Raw genomic sequence first — 19,367 nt, forward strand, 5'->3', positions numbered from 1 at the left:
GTCCGCTCTTGCCGCGAAACCGGATGATCAGTCAGAGGACGGTGCCGTTCAGCCGGCGTTCTCCGCGATCAGCAGACCCTGGGTCAAACAACTGGAACTCATGGACACCTCCTCCTGAAGGATTGTGAATGCCGGCTCTGCCTTCGAACGCACCTGTCACTCAAGGAGGACCGACACATTCACAGAGCTGCACCCCGAACATTGAGACAATAACCAGATCGGCCTGTCATCGGGGCGACGATGCGTTCATGCCCTGATTCCGTGCGCGTTCCCTGGCCCGGCCTGCTGGCGATGGCCCTGGTGGCAGCCGGCCTCGCCCTGATCGGTCTGGGTGATCAGCCGTTGCGGGATTTCGACGAGGGCACCGTGGCGCGGGTGGCCCTGGAACTCAGCCAAGGCCAGGGAGAAGCTGCTCTGCTGCCGACCCTCTGGGGTGAGCCTTATCTCAACAAGGCCCCTGGCCTGCACAGCCTGATCGGCGCAGTGATCCAGCTGTCGACTCCAGGCGACCAGCTTCCCCCGGAAGGCCTGGTGCGACTGATGCCGGCCCTGCTCTCCAGCCTGGTGGTGCCCCTCGGCGGCCTGCTGCAGTGGCGCCTGCGCCCCGGTGATCGCGGCAGTGCCCTGGCCACTGGAGCTCTCCTGCTCACCTTGCTGCCGATCGCTCGCCACGGACGTCTGGCCATGCTCGATGGCAGCCAGCTCTCGGCGATGGCGCTGCTCTGGCTGGCCTTCGCCAGCCTGAGCGGTCGCAGCGGCGACCGCTGGTGGGGACTGACCGCCGGACTGATGGGCAGCGCCATGCTGCTGTTGAAGGCACCTCTGCTGATACCGATGGCCGCCGCCGCCCTGGCAGCGGCGGCCCTGGGAATGGAATGGCGTCAGTGTCGGGTCGGGGCCGCCGTCACCGGCCTTCTCACTGGCCTTCTCCCCGGCATCGCCTGGCATCTCTGGCATGCCCACAACCGCGGGGCCCTCGCCATGTGGATGTGGGGCGGCGACGGAGCTGGCCGGGTGCTGCTCGACGCCGGTGAGGGAAGCGACCTGCGCTGGCGCGTGCCGCTGATCGAACTGCTGGAAGGAGGCTGGCCCTGGCTGCTGCTGTTTCCGCCTGCCTTGCTCTGGGCCTGGCAACAGCGTCGCAGCCGTTGGGGACGCTGGTGTCTGACCACCCTTGTGGTTCTGGCCGGAGCGATCCTGCCGCTGAAAACCCAGCTCCCCTGGTACAGCCATCCCCTCTGGCTGCCCTTCGCGCTGGTCAGTGCCCCCCTGCTCACCTGGCTGGTGGAGCGCACCGATCAGCAGGTTCCCCTCCGCCGGCTGTTGCTGCGCATTCCAGCGATGTGGATGCTGCTGGGCCTGCTGCTGCTGATGGCGACGGCTGTGAGCTTCACTCCAGCAGGGGCGGGGCTGGCTCCCTTTCGCGGTCTGGCCATCGCAGCCGGTCTGGGCTGGGGATGTGGCGGTTGGTGGCTGCAGTCTGCCCAGCGGCAGCAACGGCAACACGGCCTGATCAGCCTGGTGAGCGGCAGCGTGATCGCTCTGGCTCTGCTGTTCAGCTCGCCGCTGTGGCTCTGGGAACTGAATGAGACCTGGTCCGTCCGCCCCGTGGCAGCCCTGAGTCGTCTCAGCCCGGGGCAACCGCTCCAGCTGCAGGGATATGACGAACGGCCGAGCTTGAACTGGTACGCCCGCCAGCGGATCCGACGGAGACGCAACGGTGATGCGGGTTGGATCCTCACCCGGAAATCACGCGGGAACTGCGTGGTTTCCTTCCGAGATGGCGACTGGGCCCTGGCGCGCTGCCGGTAGCCTGACCCTGATTGCAGCGGGTTGTGTCGTCCACGCAGCAGACCGTCGAGACCACGTCGCCCGCCGGACTCTCGATCGTTCTGCCCACCTTCAACGAAGGAGACTCGATCGCCTCGGTGATCGGTTCACTGCTGACGCTCAGTGAACAGGAGCCCCTGGAGATTCTCGTCGTGGATGACGACTCCAGCGACGGCACCACGGAAACGGTCCGGGCCATGGCCCTGCGGGATCCGCGCATCCGCATCATCCATCGACTGGGGCGTTCAGGGCTGGCAAGCGCCATCAAAGAGGGCCTGATCGATGCGATTCACCCGCGGGCGATCGTGATGGACAGCGATGGACAGCACGAGCCCGCCTCAGTGCTGGATGCCTTGCGGATGCTCGACCAGCAGCATCTCGATCTGGTGGCCGGCAGTCGCTTTCTTGATCAGTCGGAGATCCGCGGCCTCAGCGATCGACGCACCGACGGCTCGAACCTGGCCAACGCCCTCGCGCGCCGAAGCCTGCCCGCCAGCTACCGCCATCTGACCGATTACATGAGCGGCTTCATGGCCCTGAATCTCAGCCGCTGCCTGCCGCTGGTGCGCCAGGTGGATGTGAACGGGTTCAAGTTCCTCTACGAACTGCTGGCCATCAGCCGAGGGCGGTTGAAGGTCGGGGAGATTCCGCTGATCTTCCAGCCCCGACGCCACGGCAGCTCAAAACTGGACAGCGCCATCCTCTGGGATTTTCTGGTGTCTCTGCTGCACACCGCCAGCCTTCGGTTGCTGCCGCGCCGCGCCATCAGCTTCGGCCTCGTGGGCGCCAGCGGTGTGCTGGTCCAGCTGATCACCACCGCTCTGCTGATGAGCCTGCCGGGACTCAGCTTTCAGCAGGCACTCCCGATCGCCGTGATCACCGCCGCCAGCTCGAACTACCTGATCAACAACGCCCTCACCTTCCGGGACCGTCGCCAGAGGGGAACCCGGCTGCTGCGCGGCCTGCTCAAGTTCCTGCTGGTCGCCTCGCTGCCCGCCCTGGCCAACGTCGGTTTGGCCACCAGCTTCTACACGCTGGTGAATGAGCACGCCATCTGGGCACAGCTCGCGGGAATCGTGGTGGTTTACGTCTGGAATTACGCGGCGTCCTCCCGTTTCGTCTGGAACACGCCGTGATCTGGCTGCCCATCGCGGTCGGTGTGCTGCTGCGGCTGATTCAGCTGTGGATGCCGATTGTCGGCGTCCACAGCTGGCGCCAGGCCGACACAGCGGCCATGGCCCGCCACTTCGCCCTGTCAGACACACCGATCTGGCTGCCCCAGATCGACTGGGCCGGCGCCGCTGAGGGCTATGTGGAATCGGAATTCCCGCTGTTTCCATTCTTGGTGAGTCGTCTCTATCAGCTGTTCGGACTCCAGGAATGGCTGGGTCGCGGGCTTTCGCTGCTCTGCAGCGCTCTGACCATCTGGCTCGTGATCCGACTGGGACGGCGCTGGTTCGGCCCCCGGGCGGGCTGGTGGGGTGGGTTGTTCTTCGCCATCGCCCCGCTGGGGGTCTATTACGGACGCACCTTTCAGGCCGAGGCCCTGCTGTTGCTCTGCGGCGCGGGCTGCCTCGAGGCTCACAGCCACTGGCGGCGCCAGGGGCCCGTCTGGGCATTGCTGCTGAGCTGGCTGTGCTTCACATGCGCAGGATTGATCAAGGTGATCCCACTGCTGTGGCTCGGACTGCCGCTGCTGATGGTCCAGCTGAGTGTCGAGCCGCAGCTTGAGACAGCCACACAGACGAACATCCTGCGACGCACCAAGGGCCTGCTGCGCTCACCCGGCTTCTGGTTGTACGTCGGCGCCAGCCTCGCCGCCATCGCGACCTGGTACGCCCATGCTTACCAACTTGGCCAGACCAGCGGCTTCAGCTTCGGGTTCTGGGGTGGCGGCAGCGATCGCAGCAGCCTCAGCCTGCTGCTGGATCCAGGCAACTGGTTCAACCTGAGCCTGCGCGTGGCGCTGCGGTTGCTGGCCATCGCCGGGGTGCCCTTCCTGTTCAGCGGCATCTGGCTGAGCTGGCGCAGCCCAGACGGACGCACGGCGATCAGCGGACTGCTGGGGGTTCTGCTCTGCACCCTGGCCACGATGCGCTCCAGCAGTGTTCACGAGTACTACCAGTTGCCACTGCTGCTGTTCGCCTGCCCCTTGATGGGACTGGGCTGGCACCAGTGGCAGCAGCGATGCCGGCGCTGGCAATCATCCGCCTTGATCAGCCTCTGGCTCGCCATCAGCCTGGCGGTTCTGTCCTTTGATTACTGGGCCCTGGAACAACGCCAGGTTCAGGATTGGATGCCACTGGCCATGAGGATCCGTCAGGAACTGCCCGAGAGCAGCCGCATCGTGAGCGTCACCAGCACCGATCCAACACTGCTGAACCTGGCCAGACGACAGGGCTGGCTGATCTCCAGCAAACAACTGAATCCGGAACGCCTTCAGAGCTGGCGGAAGCAGGGAGCCAGCCACCTGGCGGGCAGTTTCCGCTGGGAGAAAATGTACCGGCCGATGTCGGAGGGCCGACAGCATGCCCTGCGAAACCTGGCTGCCGGCAGCCAGGACGCCTGGGTGGATGACGTCAGCCAGACCTATCTGATCCCCCTTGATGCCATCAGCGCCAGTCCCTGAAGCCGGCCCGGAATCCAGCAGAAGGGTTCCATCCCACCTCGTGGTGATGGCGACTGGCGTGGGATTGCTGTTCTGGCTCAGCGCTGCGGCTCGCCATGGCCTCCTGCACAGCAATGCCTATGACCTGGGTCTGTTTGATCAGTGGGCCTGGCTGATCAGCCGGGGACTGCCGCCGATCTCCTCGATGGAGCAGGTGCATGTGCTGGCCGACCACGGTGCCTGGATGCTCTACATCGCCGGTGGCGCCTACCGCCTGCTGCCATCGGTGCAGTGGTTGCTGGCCAGTCAGGCCCTAGCGCTCAGCCTGACGGCACTGCCCATCTGGTGGCTTGCCCGACAGGCGGGCCTCCCGGAACGGCGCTGCTGGTTGATCTGTGGCCTCTGGTGGCTGCAACCGGTGGTGTTCAACGCCAACCTGTTCGATTTCCACCCGGAGACCTGGGTGATGCCCGCCTTCGCCATGGCGCTCTGGGCCGAACGAGCGGAACGGCCACGCCTGTGGCTGGCACTGCTGCTGCTGATGCTCGGGGCCCGTGATGGGCTCGTGCTCATCAGCGGCGGCATGGCGCTGGACCTGGCCTGGCGCCGGCGCTGGCGCTGGGCCGGTGCTGCAGCGGCCCTGTCTCTCGCCTGGTTGTTGATGTTGAGCCAATGGCTGTACCCATGGCTGCGCGATGGAGAAGGGCCCAAAGCCGCCGGCCGGATGTTCAGCCACCTCAGCGGCAGCCCCCTCCAGATTCTCCAGAGCCTCGACTGGAGCGGAGGAAGCCAGTATCTGCTCCTGCTCTGCCTGCCCTGCATCTGGCTCTGGCGGCGGCGATCTCTGCCGACGCTGCTGATCGGCATGCCCCTGGTGCTGGTCAACCTGCTGTCAGCGTCTGCGAGCTATCGCACCCTGGTGCACCATTACAGCCTCCCGCTGGCGGTGGTGGCTGTGGTCGCGGCCATCGATGCCACGGTGATCCGGCAGCCGCACGCACCTCAGGTTGGCCGACGCCAACGCGCCTTCATCCTGGGCTGGGTCGTGCTCTGCTGGCTGGCACTAGCCAAGCCCTGGTTCTTCACGGGTCCTTATCTGAACCGGTTGGCCATGCTTTCAGACGTCGACGCCGCCATCAACAGGATTCCTGCTTCAGCCAAGGTGTTGACCACCAGTTACATCGTGCCCCACCTCAGCCAGCGCGAACGGGTGGTATTTCCCAAGAACAAAGCGGGAATCGCTGTTTCTGAAGACACATTTGACATCATCCTGCTGAACCCGAACGACCCGGGCTGGGGCTCTTCGACCGCCGCTCAACAACAGTTGCTTGATAAGGCTTTGCTGGAGGACTGGTCGTGTCAGCGTTGGCCTTCGGGACTCAGGCTTTGCATCTCGCCCCGAGAAGGCTTCACACCACCGGGCTTGAGATAGAGATACACCGAATGAACAAAGATCCCGGAATAGAACAGCAATTCCCCCAGCTCCTGCTCACGGGTATGAAAAAACTCGAAATCGACCCCAGCCTTGGCAGCAACAACACACCAGTAGATGATCGCTGCAATCAGGAAATAACTGGCCGTGCACCAGACAGGAAGGAGGACGTCAGCCAGCGAGCGGGAACGCACCCAGCCGGAACGACGCCCCCATGCCCCAATGATCGCAAGGCAGAAGAACACTGACATCACAACAGCCGCGATCGACCATGTGTGGTGGTGAATGAACCAAAGATTATGGATGCTGCTTTCACCCTGAACATTGACGTCACTCATGAGCTTCGGTGTTTGCCAGTTAAAGATCATCTGCCCCCAACTCATCTCTTCCATTCCAACCAAGAACAACCCTGCCGCCAGCGATGAGAGGACCCATTTCGCAGTTGAGCGTTCCCATGCCAAAGCCGTTCTCCACACAAGGAACGCCGATGCGATCAACAGAAGAAAACCAGCCCACTCCACAACACTCCCTTCAGAAATCGTACGGAGATAAGACTGGAATTCTTTTTTTGTATCCAGCACAATCACCCGATAGGCAAACAAACAAGGCGCTATCACCAGCGGAAGCATGAACACCTTCCTGAAGCGACTTGGATCAAGATTGAAATCGCGCAACCACGACGACAGGCCTCGCCGGAGCGCCGACATCAACAGAACCACCCCAAGCAATCCCTGCATGGACTGCGGCCCAGAGAACGACGACTGCCCAAGAACAACTTGAACCGCGCTGACAAGGCCAAGAACGGTCAAGACCGCACCGATCAGCCCACCGAAAACGTCAGCCCCCCGAGCCAGGACCTCCACCCTGAGCGACGATGGCACCGCTGAGTTCGACGCTGCCTGGCGAACAGACGCTCGAGAAGAGGAAACTGCCAAGCAGAGGGCCTAATCAATCGTTAAGCCGAATTTAATCATTCTTTTACCTTCAGAGTCGGCTTTCCCAGCCAGTTCCACAGCGGCAGCACGCACGACACACCCACAAAAAAAGACGCCTTGCGGCGTCTTTTGATTGATTTGGTTTCGACCCTGACCGAATCAGAGAGCGTTACCACGGGGCAGAACCTCTTCAGGGAAGACGAAGTTTTCGTGCGGCTGGTCAGCCGGTGCCATCCAGGCACGCAGACCTTCATTCAGAAGGATGTTCTTGGTGTAGAAGGTCTCGAATTCGGGATCTTCTGCAGCGCGGATCTCCTGCGACACGAAGTCGTAGGCGCGCAGGTTGAGGGCGAGGCCGATGATGCCGATGGAGCTGGTCCACAGGCCCATCACAGGCACGAACAGCATGAAGAAGTGCAGCCAGCGCTTGTTGGAGAAGGCGATCCCGAAGATCTGACTCCAGAAGCGGTTGGCCGTGACCATGGAATAGGTCTCTTCTTCCTGAGTGGGCTCGAACGCCTTGAAGGTGTTGGCCTGCTCGCCGTCCTCAAACAGGGTGTTTTCCACGGTGGCGCCATGGATGGCGCAGAGCAGTGCGCCGCCGAGGATGCCGGCCACGCCCATCATGTGGAAGGGATTCAGGGTCCAGTTGTGGAAGCCCTGAAGGAAGAGCAGGAAGCGGAAGATCGCAGCCACACCAAAGGAGGGCGCGAAGAACCAGCTGCTCTGGCCGAGGGGGTACATCAGGAAGACACTGACGAACACCGCGATCGGACCGGAGAAGGCGATGGCGTTGTAGGGGCGGATGCCCACCAGACGGGCGATCTCGAACTGACGCAGCATGAAGCCGATAAGCGCGAAGGCACCGTGCAGGGCCACGAAGGCCCAGAGGCCGCCGAGCTGACACCAGCGAACGAAGTCGCCCTGAGCCTCAGGTCCCCAGAGCAGCAGCAGGCTGTGACCCATCGCATCAGCGGGGGTGGAGACAGCTGCGGTGAGGAAGTTGCAGCCTTCCAGGTACGAGGAGGCAATGCCGTGGGTGTACCAGGAGGTGACAAAGGTGGTGCCTGTCAGCCAGCCACCGATGGCCATGTAGGCCGTTGGGAAAAGGAGAATGCCGGACCAGCCGACAAAAACGAAGCGGTCGCGCTTGAGCCAGTCATCGAGGATGTCAAACCATCCCCGCTGAGGCGCGCGTCCTACAGCGATCGTCATGAGATCTGCTTCATGGAGCGTTACAAAGCGAGCCTAGGGGCTGATTCTTGAAATGGGGCGGCTCTCCGAACCAGACAGTGAATGATGAGTAGATCTACCCAATCCGTTGCAGCACAAGGCGCCATTGGTCCGCAAAGATGGCGGTCCGTCCTGCCCGAATCCCGTGTATCTCGTTGAATTGGCTCTTCGCATGAGCCCCGTCCCCGTATCGGTGCAGCGCAAGGAACAAGCCGATGCGGAAGCCCTTTACCAGCAGGTGCGTCAGGCCCTTGAGCAGGGTCAGCCCCGCTTGATGGAGCTCACCTGCGAGAAAGTGGAAGGGAAGAAAGTGACCGTGCTGATCAGTGAGGTTCTCGCCGTTCAGCTTTATGAAAAGGCGTCGGCCACCGGAGGAAGCAAACGGCCGGGATTTTCCGTTGATTCCTGACCCGGCGACCGCTGAACTCGTCCTCGATCAGGTCAGCTACCGCTGGCCCGGAGGACAACTCGCCCTTGACAGCTGCAATCTCACGATCCCAGGACCGGGACTGTGGATGCTGGTAGGCAGCAACGGCAGCGGCAAGAGCACGTTGTTCCGACTGATCGCCGGACTGCAGCAGCCGCAGGATGGTCGGATCATGCGACGTCGACACGCCGCCCTCGTGTTTCAAAACCCGGATCATCAACTGCTGCTGCCCAGCTGCGGCAGTGATCTGCTGCTGGGAATGCGGACCGGGGCGTCCGTCTCCGATCAACGTCGACGGGCCGCCTCCCTGCTTCGCCTGATGGGGCTGAGCGAACTGGAGACACGCCCGATTCACACCCTCAGCGGCGGACAGAAGCAGCGCCTGGCCATCGCCGGAGCCCTTGCCAGCGATGCCGGACTGCTGTTGCTGGACGAACCGACGGCACTTCTCGACCCCGAAAGCCAGCGCACGGTGCTGACCACTGTTGAGCATCTGTGCCGATCCAGCCCCGAACCCCTGACGGCTCTGTGGATCACCCACCGCCTCGAGGAGCTGGATCATTGCGATGCGGCAGCCCGCATGGACGCAGGGCGGATCGGCCCCTGGACATCCGGCAAGGCGCTGCGCAGACGGTTGCAGGGCGGGAGGTCTGGCAGGTAAGTTCTTCTGGAGCCATTCCTCGGTAGCTCAGCGGTAGAGCGGTCGACTGTTAATCGATTGGTCGCAGGTTCGAATCCCGCCCGGGGAGCTTTGAAGCCACAGCATCTGCTGTGGCTTTTTTATTGACAATCAGAGAAATTTCGTGACGCGGGGTTGCCCGAACCGGAAGACTTCCTGAATAGACCGGAACCGAAAAATGCGCCGTATAGCCCTGGAAAGCCAGTAGAGGCGAAGAGTTTCAGGATTTCATCGCGATCTTCCACTGAAGCTCAAAATCTGCAGACACCACAAAACCTTGAGAGAATCGGCGCAGCGTTGATCCAGACGACCCACGCTCGACCAGTTCCTCCGTCCGCCGCCGCCGAATCGATGAAGCCCTGCATCCTGCTGATCGAAGACGACCGCGACATGCGTGATCTGGTCAGCGGCCATCTGGAACACAGCGGCTTTGATGTGCAGCGCGCCGACGATGGCATCAAGGGCCAGGCCCTTGCTCTTCAGTACACCCCGGATCTGATCCTTCTGGATCTGATGCTCCCCAAGGTGGACGGTCTGACGCTCTGCCAGAGATTGCGTCGGGACGATCGAACCGCCGGTATACCGATCCTGATGCTCACCGCCCTGGGCGGCACCAAGGACAAGGTCAGTGGTTTCAACTCGGGTGCTGACGACTACCTGACCAAGCCGTTCGACCTCGAAGAACTGCAAGCACGCGTCAAAGCGCTGCTTCGTCGCAGCGACAGGGCACCGGTGGGCTCCGGCAACCACCACGAAATTCTCAGCTACGGCCCCCTGACCCTGGTGCCCGAGCGCTTCGAAGCGATCTGGTTCGACAGCCCGGTGCGTCTCACCCACCTCGAATTCGAACTGCTCCACTGCCTGCTTCAGCGGCATGGTCAGACCGTTGCTCCCTCCCTGATCCTCAAGGAGGTCTGGGGCTACGAGCCGGATGACGACATCGAAACCATCCGCGTGCACGTGCGTCATCTACGCACCAAGCTCGAGCCCGACCCCCGCAAGCCCCGGTTCATCAAAACCGTTTATGGGGCCGGGTATTGCCTGGAGCTTCCCACCGGTGGCCAGCTCGATGGACTCCAGGATGTGATTTCGATGGCTCGCGAGGATCGCAAGAAGGAAAGCGATCGGGCCAGCGCCTGAGTCAGCCCGGAGGCTGTGGTCCCCGCTGGACGAGATCCAGCAGGGCCACCTCCCATGCGAGCCGTGGCTGAACAAACGACAGCAGCTGCCGCCGCAGTCGTTCCAGTCGCTCGAGTGACTCGGCACCACGGCCTTCGCGCCAGAGGCGCTGCTGCCACCAGTTGATCAGCCAGAGCTGCTGTTCACCATCCAGAGCTTCTGAGAGATCCCTCGCCAGAGCCAAGGCATCCATGGCTTGATCGGGCGGGTTCTGCAACCGTTGTCGCAGCTCGTCCGGAAGCGCTTGCCAGTGCCGCCGATGCTCCAGCAAGGCTCCGGGAGACCCTGCCGCCATCGCCGTAATTTCCGGCGGATCATCCGCCACGGCATCACAGCGCAGGAGAACCTGATCCAATGCCTCCGAATCGAGGCGCAGAAACCGGATCAGCTGACAGCGTGAGCGGATGGTGCTCAGCAGCCGCTCCGGACTTGCCGACAACAGGATCATCAGGCCGTGGCCAGGTTCCTCCAGCGTCTTGAGCAGGGCGTTGGCGGCGGATTCGGCCATGGCCTCCGCCGTTTCGATCACCACCATGCCCCGGCTGGCTTCCACCGGCTGACGAGCCAGAAAGCGGCTGACTCCACGGATCTGCTCCAGACGCAACTGCGGCGGTGTCCGGCGGCCGATTCCTGCCTCCTCAGCCTCCGCCCGGGTGAGCAGACGTCCCTGGTGCTGGAAGGTGGGCTCCACCCAGAGAAGATCGGGATGGTTGCGCTCCTCCAGTCGGCGGCGATGGCGAGGACTGGAGCCCGTTTCGGAAAGCATCCCCTCCAGGAATCGCAGGGCAGCCAGGCGACGCCCCACCCCATCGGGGCCTGCGAACAGGTACGCCGGCGCCAACCGCTGCTGAGCCAGGGCTGACGCGAGCAGGTTGACGGCCAGGGGCTGTCCGATCAGATCCTGGAACAGCCCGTTCACCCGAACCGTTCCTGCAACAGCTGTTCCAGCGAACGGCTGACCTGCTCCACCGTTCCGTCGGCTGCCACCGCACTCCAGCCGCGCTGCCGGGCCACCGCAGCGAATCCATCGGCGACTCTGCCAAGAAACGCCTGGCCTTCCGCTTCGATCCGGTCCTGCCTGGATCCCTCACGTCGTTGGATGCTCTGCGCCAGAGGAAGCGATAACCAGAGCGTGAGATCCGGCTGCAGGCCGGTGGTGGCGATCGCCTCAAGTTGCTCGATCAACCGGCGATCCAGGCCGCGGCCGTAACCCTGATAGGCCATGGTCGAGCCGCTGAAGCGATCGCTGAGCACCCAGTCCCCCCGCTCGAGGGCAGGTCGGATCAGAGTCTCGACATGCTGGGCACGATCGGCCGCATAGAGCAGCAGTTCCGCTGTCGGAGCCGGGGCCCGCTCCCTGGAGGTCTGCAGCAGCAGCTCCCGCACCGCCCGGCCCAGTTCGGTTCCACCCGGCTCGCGGGTGCCGATCAGTCGGGCGCCGGGTGGCATCAGCCCGCTGGCCGGCAACCACTGCGACAGATGTTGCATCTGCGTTGATTTCCCGCAGCCATCCAGGCCGTCGAGGACGATGAAGCGCCCCTGCATCACGGACGCAGCGCCAGAGCGTTGACCACAACCGTGACGGAACTCAGGGCCATCAGCAACGCCGCCAGCGGGGGGGAGAGCAGCAGGCCGTGACTGGGAAGCAGAGCCCCGGCCGCGATCGGCAGGGCGATCAGGTTGTATCCGAAGGCCCAGGTCAGGTTCTGACGCACCTTCGCCAGGGTGCGTCGTGCCAGACGCAGTGCTTCCGGCAGATTGTCGAGCCGATCTCCGAGCAGCACCAGATCGGCCGTGTCCTGGGCGATCTGGGTGCCGGTGCCGATCGCGATGCCGAGATCCGCAGCCGCCAGGGCCGGCGCGTCATTGATTCCATCCCCCACCATCGCCACCTGCCGCTGACGTCCCAGCTGCTCCAGTCGCGCCAGCTTCTGCTCCGGACGCATCTGCCAACCCAGCTCACTCTCCGCAAAACCGAGTTGCTGGCCCAGACGCCGGACGGCGACTTCCCGATCCCCGCTGAACATCGCCAACTGAAGGCCCTGCTTCCTGAGCTGCTGCAGCGCAGTGAGCACATCGGAACGCAGCTGATCCTCGATCTGCACCAGGCCGAGCAGTCGGTCGGCCTCGGCCACGGCCACGAGGGTTCCCTCGGTCTTGGCCTGCCAGGTCGTGAACTCCTCACTCCAGGAAAGTCCCGTTCCCTGCAGCCATTCGGGTTTGCCAACCCGCACCTCCGCACCACAGGCTTCAAGCCGGCCAATCAGGCCTTCGCCAGTGACATTGCGCACCTGCGACACGGGCAGGAGGGGAATCTCCCGGCGCTGAGCCTCCTGCAGAAGCGCATGGGCCAACGGATGACGACTGGTCTGCTCAAGACTCGCGGCCAGCTGCAGCAGCCGCTCGGGATCGTCCGCCCGGATGGCCGTCACCAGGGGGCGTCCAAGGGTGAGGGTGCCAGTTTTGTCGAACACCACCTGGTCCAGGCCAGCTGCCGTCTCGAGCACATCGCCGCCTCGGAACAGCCAACCCCGCCGGGCCGCCAGACCCGTGGCCACCGTGATCACAGTCGGTGTCGCCAGTCCGAGAGCACAGGGGCAGGCCACCACCAACACGGCGATCGCCAGTTGCAGCGCCAGACCGATCGGAGTCTCGGCGCCGCTGCCGAGACCGGCATGGTGCATGGGATGCGCCATCATCCCCGGCGCGGAAGCCTCCAGCACCTGTGGCCAGAGGTCGGCACCGATCAGCCACCAGAACAGGAAGGCGGCCAGGGCCAGACCGATGACGAAATAGCAAAAACGACCGGCCACCCGGTCCGCCAGACCCTGGATGGGGGCACGTCGTGCCTGGGCCTGCTCCACCAGCTGGATGATCCGGGCCAGTGCCGTCTCAGAACCCACCCGCTGCACCTCCATGGCCAGAGGTGCCTCGAGATTCAGGCTGCCGGAGGCGAGCTCCGTGCCCGGTTCCGCCTCCAGCGGCAGCGGTTCGCCGGTGAGGCTGGACACATCCACTGCCGAGTGGCCCTGCATCACAACGCCATCGACTGGCACCCGGTCCCCCGGTAACAACTGAACCCGTTCACCCGGGCGCAAGGCCCCGACGCGCACCTCGCGGATGGCGCCATCGTCCAGCAGCAGCCGGGCCGTTTCAGGCTGAAGTTGCGCCAGTTGCTTTAACGCCTGACCGGTGCGGTAGCGGGCCCGTTCCTCAAGGAAGCGACCCAGCAGCACGAAGCCCAGCAGCATCACAGGCTCATTGAAGAAGCAGGGCCAGCCCACCTGCGGCCAGAACAGTGCCACGAGGCTGGCCAGATAGGCACTGCCGACCCCCAGACCCACGAGGGTGTCCATGCTTGGGGCTCCGGAACGGGCCGCCAGCACGCCACCGACCAGGATGGGGCGCCCCGGCCCGATCAGGGCAACCGTCGCCAGGGCGGCATGAAACGGCAGGCTGCCGATCACCGGCAGAGAGAGTTGGCCGGCCTCACTCAGGTGGCCGAGCACCGAGAGAAGAAGCAGCAGCAGCGCCACCATCAGCTGCCGCCACTGCTGCCACCAGCTCTGACCTGCAGAGTCGTCAGAACCAGGCGTTTCAAGAGGCTGGTTGAGAGAGCGTTCTCTCGCCGGGAAACCCCGATCGGCCAGAGCCTGAAGCACCGCCTCGACACTGCCCTCAGACTCCGCCAGGTCAAGCCAGGCGGCGCGGCTCACAAGGTTCACATCCGCCCGCTGCACTCCAGGCTGATCCAGAAGCGTGCGCTCCACCGAACGCACGCATCCGCCGCATTTCATCCCCTCCACGTCGAGAACGACGGTCTGATGTGCTGTGCCCACAGTCAGTCGATCGTTACGTCAACGCTAAGTCCGTCACGGGCGACGTCAGGATGGACGCCATCCGCTGGTGCACCGTGCCCCGCAGCAACCGCAACGACAACTTCATCGACAAGAGCTTCACGGTGATGGCGGACCTGATCGTCAAGCTGCTGCCGATCAACCCCAGGTCCAAGGAGGCTTACGTCTACTACCGGGACGGACTGTCGGCTCAGAACGATGGTGACTACGCCGAGGCTCTCGAGAACTACGAGGAGAGCCTGAAGCTGGAGGAGAACCCCACCGACCGGGGAGAGACCCTCAAGAACATGGCGATCATCTACATGTCCAATGGTGAGGAGGAACGGGCGATCGACACGTACCGCCAGGCCCTCAGCGAGAACCCGAAGCAGCCGTCCTGCCTCAAGAACATGGGCCTGATCTACGAGAAGCGCGGGCGCATCGCCGAGGAGGACGGCCGCCGAGACGAAGCCGACCGCTGGTTTGATGAAGCGGCTGATGTCTGGACCCAGGCGGTGCGCCTGAATCCCGGTGGCTACCTGGACATCGAGAACTGGCTGAAATCCACCGGCCGCAGCAATGTAGATGTCTATTTCTGAGGCGGCGCCTCATCCGATTGCACGGCGTCACCCAGAGCCAGCACCAGCGCTTCGGTGACGCCCTCGGCCTCGAGCAGAGCCAGATCAAGACCCGCCGCGAGGCCGCCGAGGCCACTGCCCTTCGGCACCACCGCGCGCCGGAAACCGAGACGAGCCGCCTCCTGGAGGCGCAGCTCCAGCTGACCGACAGGCCTGAGCTGGCCGCCGAGGCCAAGTTCCCCGATCAGTACCGTGCCGGCCGGCAGGGTCAGATCTCGGAAACTGGCCACAACGGCCGCGGCCACACCGAGATCCGCCGCCGGCTCCTCCACATCCAAGCCGCCCGCCACGGCCAGGTAGCAGTCGAAGCGCGACAGCGGCAGGCCCATGTGCTTCTCAAGCACAGCCAGGATTTGGTGGAGGCGGTTGGTTCCGATGCCTGTGGCGGTGCGACGCGGACTGGCATAGCTGGTGACGTTCACCAGGGCCTGCAGATCCACCACCAGAGAGCGGGTGCCTTCGCACGCCACGATCGTCGCCACGCCTGACGCGCGAGCATCACTCAGAAACAACTCGCTGGGGTTGCCCACCTCCGCCAGTCCCTGAGCCTGCATCTCGAACAGTCCCAGTTCATGGGTGGCCCCGAAGCGGTTCTTCACCGCACGCAGAAGCCGATGACTGGCGAAGCGATCCCCCTCGAAGGTGAGCACGGCATCCACCAGATGCTCCAGCACCTTCGGGCCCGCCAGCATCCCCTCCTTGGTCACGTGACCCACCAGCAGAAGCGCCGTGGTCTGGCGTTTGGCAAGCCGCTGCAGTGCCGCGGCGCACTCACGCACCTGACCCACCGAGCCGGGAGCACTGCTGAGATCAGCGTCATGCAGAGCCTGGATGCTGTCGATGATCGCCACCTTCGGCTGCAGTGCCTCCAGCTCCTGAAGGACCAGATCCAGATCGGTCTCCGCCAGCAGCTGCAGATCGGAGGCACCACCGGCCAGTCGCTGCCAGCGCAGCTTCACCTGCTGAGCTGACTCCTCGGCACTCACGTAGAGAACGGAGCTGTGGGCGGCCATCGCCGACGCGCTCTGAAGCAGCAGGGTGCTCTTGCCGATGCCGGGATCTCCACCCACGAGCACGAGAGAGCCAGGCACAAGGCCGCCTCCGAGCACCCGGTCGAATTCGAGAGATCCCGTGGCGAGCCGTTGCAGAGGCTGGTCATCGAGACTGGCCATGGCGGTTGAGCGCCGAGCTGCCGGTGCCTGCTTCGGATCGGGACCCTGACGGCGGCGGCGGCCATCGCCGCTGGGCTGGCTCTGCTCCACCAGGGTGTTCCAGCTGCCGCACTCCGGGCAGCGCCCAAAGAACTGACGCGCCTTGGCGCCACAGGCCTGACAGACGTAGATCGAGCTGGATCGGGGCACTGAGAACTATGAAGAAAGTTGCTGTTGGGTGAACAGATCGGGGGTGTGCCCTTTTATCTGTGTCCAGAAGCAACTAAGCGCCCCTGGCGTTATGACGACCACGGCTCCCACCAAGGAAACAATCCTCGTGGTCGACGACGAGGCTTCCATCCGCAGGATTCTGGAAACCCGGCTGTCGATGATCGGGTACAACGTCGTCACAGCCTGTGACGGCACCGAAGCTCTCGAACTGTTCCACGACTGCATCCCCGACCTGGTGGTGCTCGACGTGATGATGCCGAAGCTGGACGGCTACGGCGTCTGCCAGGAGCTGCGCAAGGAATCGGATGTGCCCATCGTGATGCTGACGGCCCTGGGTGATGTGGCCGACCGCATCACCGGCCTTGAGCTGGGAGCCGATGACTACGTGGTGAAGCCATTCAGCCCTAAGGAGCTGGAGGCTCGCATCCGCTGCGTGCTGCGCCGGGTCGAAAAGGAGCAGGTGGCGGGCATTCCCAACTCGGGCGTGATCCAGGTGGCTGATCTGCGCATCGACACCAACAAGCGGCAGGTGTTCCGCGGGGACGAGCGGATCCGCCTCACCGGCATGGAGTTCAGCCTGCTGGAACTGCTGGTGAGCCGGTCCGGCGAACCCTTCAACCGCGGCGAGATCCTCAAGGAAGTGTGGGGATACACCCCGGAGCGGCATGTGGACACCCGGGTGGTGGATGTTCATATCTCCCGGCTGCGTTCCAAACTGGAGGACGATCCCGCCAATCCCGAGCTGATCCTCACAGCTCGGGGGACCGGGTATCTGTTCCAACGCATCATCGACTCCGTTGGCTCCGAAGGATCCTGATTCCTCCCCGGCCGAAGGGCCCAGGAGTAAGAACAGCCGGCCGCGGGCAATCCGCCGTCTGGTGATCTGGTACCGGCGGAATGCCGCCGTAACCACACTTGTGGACGGGGCCACCAGCTCCGCCAGCGCTGCCGGCAACGTCGCCGGAACGGTGGCCAGCAGCGTTCTGCAACCTCTGGTGTTCGATCCACTGAGACGCCTGCAGGGGGGCGACGACACCGCGGAGATCGAGGACCGCGACCGGCTCTGGGTCGCGGTCGACGGCATGGGGGGAGACCACGCTCCGGGGCCGGTCCTGGAGGGCTGTCTTCAGGCCATCGAACGACTCCCGCTGCGCATCCGCTTCATCGGTGAAACCGACCGGGTGCTGGCAGCGGCGGCGGCCCTGCAACTTGGAGATCAGGTGAATGCCGCCGTCAGCGCCGGCCATCTGGATCTGGTGGCCAGCGGCCCCTCGATCGAGATGGGGGAAGAGGCCACAGCGGTGCGACGCAAGCGCGACGCCAGCATCAATGTGGCAATGGATCTGGTGAAGCGCGGAGAGGCGCTGGCGGTGTACTCCGCTGGCAACTCCGGAGCGGTGATGGCATCAGCGATCTTCCGGCTGGGGCGGCTCAAGGGGATCGATCGGCCCGCCATCGGTGCGCTGTTTCCCACCAAGGACCCCGGACAACCGGTGCTGGTGCTGGACGTGGGGGCCAACATGGACTGCAAGCCTGCCTATCTGCACCAGTTCGCCCTGCTCGGCAATATCTACAGCCGTGATGTGCTGCAGGTAGAGCGCCCCCGCATCGGACTGCTGAACATCGGGGAGGAGGAGTGCAAGGGCAACGAACTGGCTCAGCGCACCCATGAGCTGCTGCGCCAGGAGACGCGCCTGCACTTCGCCGGCAACTGCGAGGGCCGCGATGTGCTCTCCGGCGCGTTCGATGTGGTGGTCTGCGACGGCTTCACCGGCAACGTGCTGCTCAAGTTCCTTGAGTCGGTCGGAAGCGTTCTGCTCGGGGTCCTGCGGGCGGAGCTGCCCCGCGGCAGGAGGGGCAAGGTGGGCTCCGCCTTTCTGCGCAGCAATCTCAAGCGGATCAAGAAGCGTCTTGACCATGCCGAGCACGGCGGTGCCCTGCTGCTGGGCGTCAACGGCATCTGTGTGATCGGCCATGGCAGCAGCAAAGCCCTTTCGGTGGTCAGTGCCCTGCGCCTCGCCCATTCCGCTGCGAGTCACGGTGTGATGGACGATCTGGCACAGCTCGAGAGCCGCGTTCGGCCGAAGGTCGGGGGCAGCGCGAAGTGACTGTGATTGACTGACGCCACTTCCGGGATCAACCGCCTTGGTCGAGCTGCCCCACAGGTCAGGTGGTGTGCTGCTGAGGGGTTGCGGCAGCGCCGCGCCAGCCCGATCGATCAGCAATGAGGACCTCGGGCAACGGGTGGAGACCAGCGACAGCTGGATCAAAAGCCGCACGGGCATTGCTGCTCGACGGGTGGTGGGAGCTGATGAATCCCTGTCTCAGCTGAGCTGTGACGCCGCCCGAGCGGCGCTCGACATGGCCGGCTGGGACGCCGACAGCCTCGATCTGATCCTGCTGGCCACCTCCACTCCGGACGATCTGTTCGGCTCTGCCCCTCGCCTGCAGGCGCTGCTCGGAGCGCAGCGGGCCGTGGCCTTCGATCTCACGGCCGCCTGCAGCGGTTTCCTGTTCGCGCTGATCACCGCGGCCCAGTACCTGCGCACGGGAGCGATGCGCCGGATTCTGGTGGTCGGAGCCGATCAGCTCAGCCGCTGGGTGGACTGGGACGACCGCCGCTCCTGCGTGCTGTTCGGCGATGCCGCCGGGGCCCTCGTGCTGGAGGGCAGTGACAACGATCAGGACGACCTCGGCGGCTTTCTGCTGCGTTCCGACGGCAGCCGTGGAGAGGTGCTGCAGCTGCCGCAGGTGGAGGACCGCGCACCGCTGGTGGGGCAGGTCAGCCATCAGCGCGGGGGTTTCCAGCCGATCCGGATGAACGGGCAGGAGGTGTACAAGTTCGCCGTTCGGGAGGTACCTGCGATCCTTGACAACCTGCTCGCGCAGACCGGGACAGCCGCCGACCAACTGGACTGGCTTTTGCTGCATCAGGCCAATCAGCGCATCCTCGACGCGGTCGCCGAACGCTTCGCGATTCCCTCGGAGAGGGTGCTGAGCAACCTGGCGTCCTATGGCAACACCTCGGCGGCGACGATTCCACTGATGCTTGATGAAGCGGTGCGTGACGGCCGGATCCAGCCAGGGCACAGCATCGCCAGCAGTGGCTTCGGCGCCGGCCTGAGCTGGGGGGCTGCTCTGCTGCGCTGGAGCGGGCCCGCCTAATCTCCGCCTCGTCTTGCACTCGA

The 19,367-nt window shown here is 64.2% G+C and carries 17 protein-coding genes and 1 tRNA gene; 12 read left to right on the forward strand and 6 right to left on the reverse strand.

Annotation, left to right across the window (positions count from 1 at the left end):
- Positions 1-261: 261 nt before the first annotated feature.
- Genes SynA15127_RS11985 through SynA15127_RS12000 form a run of 4 tightly spaced genes read left to right on the forward strand, consistent with a single transcriptional unit; the run spans position 262 to position 5,870 of the window.
- Positions 262-1,812, forward strand: coding sequence for a glycosyltransferase family 39 protein (locus SynA15127_RS11985; protein WP_255475498.1), 1,551 nt, complete (start codon positions 262-264; stop codon positions 1,810-1,812).
- 23 nt (positions 1,813-1,835) lie between these two features.
- Positions 1,836-2,966: a glycosyltransferase gene (locus SynA15127_RS11990; RefSeq protein ID WP_186484293.1), complete on the forward strand. Its 1,131-nt coding sequence runs from the start codon at positions 1,836-1,838 to the stop codon at positions 2,964-2,966.
- Positions 2,963-4,459, forward strand: a complete 1,497-nt coding sequence (locus tag SynA15127_RS11995; protein ID WP_255475499.1) for a glycosyltransferase family 39 protein — start codon at positions 2,963-2,965, stop codon at positions 4,457-4,459. The genes SynA15127_RS11990 and SynA15127_RS11995 overlap by 4 nt, the downstream gene beginning before the upstream one ends.
- The gene (locus tag SynA15127_RS12000) at positions 4,437-5,870 is read left to right on the forward strand and encodes a DUF2079 domain-containing protein (RefSeq protein WP_186484294.1); all 1,434 of its coding nucleotides are present in this window, start codon (positions 4,437-4,439) and stop codon (positions 5,868-5,870) included. Before SynA15127_RS11995 ends, SynA15127_RS12000 begins: the two co-directional genes overlap by 23 nt.
- Here SynA15127_RS12000 and SynA15127_RS12005 read toward each other — a convergent pair.
- Positions 5,798-6,679 (reverse strand): hypothetical protein, encoded by an 882-nt coding sequence (locus tag SynA15127_RS12005; RefSeq protein ID WP_186484295.1) that lies wholly within the window; start codon positions 6,677-6,679, stop codon positions 5,798-5,800. The two genes, SynA15127_RS12000 and SynA15127_RS12005, sit on opposite strands and share 73 nt — an antisense overlap.
- Positions 6,680-6,964: 285 nt before the next feature.
- Positions 6,965-8,020, reverse strand: coding sequence for a photosystem II D2 protein (photosystem q(a) protein) (gene psbD, locus SynA15127_RS12010; protein ID WP_043692195.1), 1,056 nt, complete (start codon positions 8,018-8,020; stop codon positions 6,965-6,967).
- A 163-nt stretch (positions 8,021-8,183) separates the two neighbouring features.
- Here psbD and SynA15127_RS12015 point away from each other — a divergent pair, with 163 nt between their 5' ends.
- The 4 genes from SynA15127_RS12015 (at position 8,184) to SynA15127_RS12030 (ending at position 10,284) form a co-directional block, all read left to right on the forward strand.
- Complete coding sequence (locus SynA15127_RS12015; protein ID WP_043697040.1) at positions 8,184-8,447, forward strand: hypothetical protein; 264 nt, start codon at positions 8,184-8,186, stop codon at positions 8,445-8,447.
- Positions 8,437-9,126: an ABC transporter ATP-binding protein gene (locus SynA15127_RS12020; protein ID WP_255475500.1), complete on the forward strand. Its 690-nt coding sequence runs from the start codon at positions 8,437-8,439 to the stop codon at positions 9,124-9,126. The genes SynA15127_RS12015 and SynA15127_RS12020 overlap by 11 nt, the downstream gene beginning before the upstream one ends.
- Before the next feature lie 16 nt (positions 9,127-9,142).
- A tRNA-Asn gene (locus tag SynA15127_RS12025) sits at positions 9,143-9,214 on the forward strand.
- 281 nt (positions 9,215-9,495) lie between these two features.
- The gene (locus tag SynA15127_RS12030; protein ID WP_043693183.1) at positions 9,496-10,284 is read left to right on the forward strand and encodes a response regulator transcription factor; all 789 of its coding nucleotides are present in this window, start codon (positions 9,496-9,498) and stop codon (positions 10,282-10,284) included.
- Position 10,285: 1 nt separating this feature from the next.
- Here SynA15127_RS12030 and SynA15127_RS12035 read toward each other — a convergent pair whose 3' ends face one another.
- Genes SynA15127_RS12035 through SynA15127_RS12045 form a run of 3 tightly spaced genes read right to left on the reverse strand, consistent with a single transcriptional unit; the run spans position 10,286 to position 14,162 of the window.
- Positions 10,286-11,242 (reverse strand): DNA polymerase III subunit delta', encoded by a 957-nt coding sequence (locus SynA15127_RS12035; RefSeq protein ID WP_186484297.1) that lies wholly within the window; start codon positions 11,240-11,242, stop codon positions 10,286-10,288.
- On the reverse strand, positions 11,239-11,868 hold the full coding sequence (gene tmk / locus SynA15127_RS12040) for a dTMP kinase (RefSeq protein WP_186484298.1): 630 nt from the start codon (positions 11,866-11,868) through the stop codon (positions 11,239-11,241). Before tmk ends, SynA15127_RS12035 begins: the two co-directional genes overlap by 4 nt.
- Complete coding sequence (locus tag SynA15127_RS12045; protein WP_186484299.1) at positions 11,868-14,162, reverse strand: cation-translocating P-type ATPase; 2,295 nt, start codon at positions 14,160-14,162, stop codon at positions 11,868-11,870. Before SynA15127_RS12045 ends, tmk begins: the two co-directional genes overlap by 1 nt.
- A 50-nt stretch (positions 14,163-14,212) precedes the next feature.
- Here SynA15127_RS12045 and SynA15127_RS12050 point away from each other — a divergent pair, with 50 nt between their 5' ends.
- Positions 14,213-14,758 (forward strand): photosystem I assembly protein Ycf3, encoded by a 546-nt coding sequence (locus tag SynA15127_RS12050; RefSeq protein ID WP_370594000.1) that lies wholly within the window; start codon positions 14,213-14,215, stop codon positions 14,756-14,758.
- On the opposite strand, the gene radA is transcribed toward SynA15127_RS12050, so the two are convergent.
- Complete coding sequence (gene radA, locus SynA15127_RS12055) at positions 14,749-16,158, reverse strand: DNA repair protein RadA (RefSeq protein ID WP_186484300.1); 1,410 nt, start codon at positions 16,156-16,158, stop codon at positions 14,749-14,751. The genes SynA15127_RS12050 and radA overlap by 10 nt on opposite strands.
- A 91-nt stretch (positions 16,159-16,249) precedes the next feature.
- On the opposite strand from radA, the gene rpaB reads away from it, so the two are divergent.
- Genes rpaB through SynA15127_RS12070 form a run of 3 tightly spaced genes read left to right on the forward strand, consistent with a single transcriptional unit; the run spans position 16,250 to position 19,344 of the window.
- A complete protein-coding gene (gene rpaB, locus SynA15127_RS12060; protein ID WP_186484301.1) occupies positions 16,250-16,996 on the forward strand; it encodes a response regulator transcription factor RpaB in 747 nt (248 codons plus the stop codon).
- Entirely contained in the window at positions 16,977-18,287 is a 1,311-nt protein-coding gene (plsX, locus tag SynA15127_RS12065; protein WP_186484302.1) for a phosphate acyltransferase PlsX, read from the forward strand. The genes rpaB and plsX overlap by 20 nt, the downstream gene beginning before the upstream one ends.
- A 37-nt stretch (positions 18,288-18,324) precedes the next feature.
- On the forward strand, positions 18,325-19,344 hold the full coding sequence (locus tag SynA15127_RS12070; RefSeq protein WP_255475501.1) for a beta-ketoacyl-ACP synthase III: 1,020 nt from the start codon (positions 18,325-18,327) through the stop codon (positions 19,342-19,344).
- Positions 19,345-19,367: the final 23 nt, after the last annotated feature.

This window comes from Synechococcus sp. A15-127 (assembly GCF_014280215.1).
Lineage (GTDB): Bacteria > Cyanobacteriota > Cyanobacteriia > PCC-6307 > Cyanobiaceae > Parasynechococcus.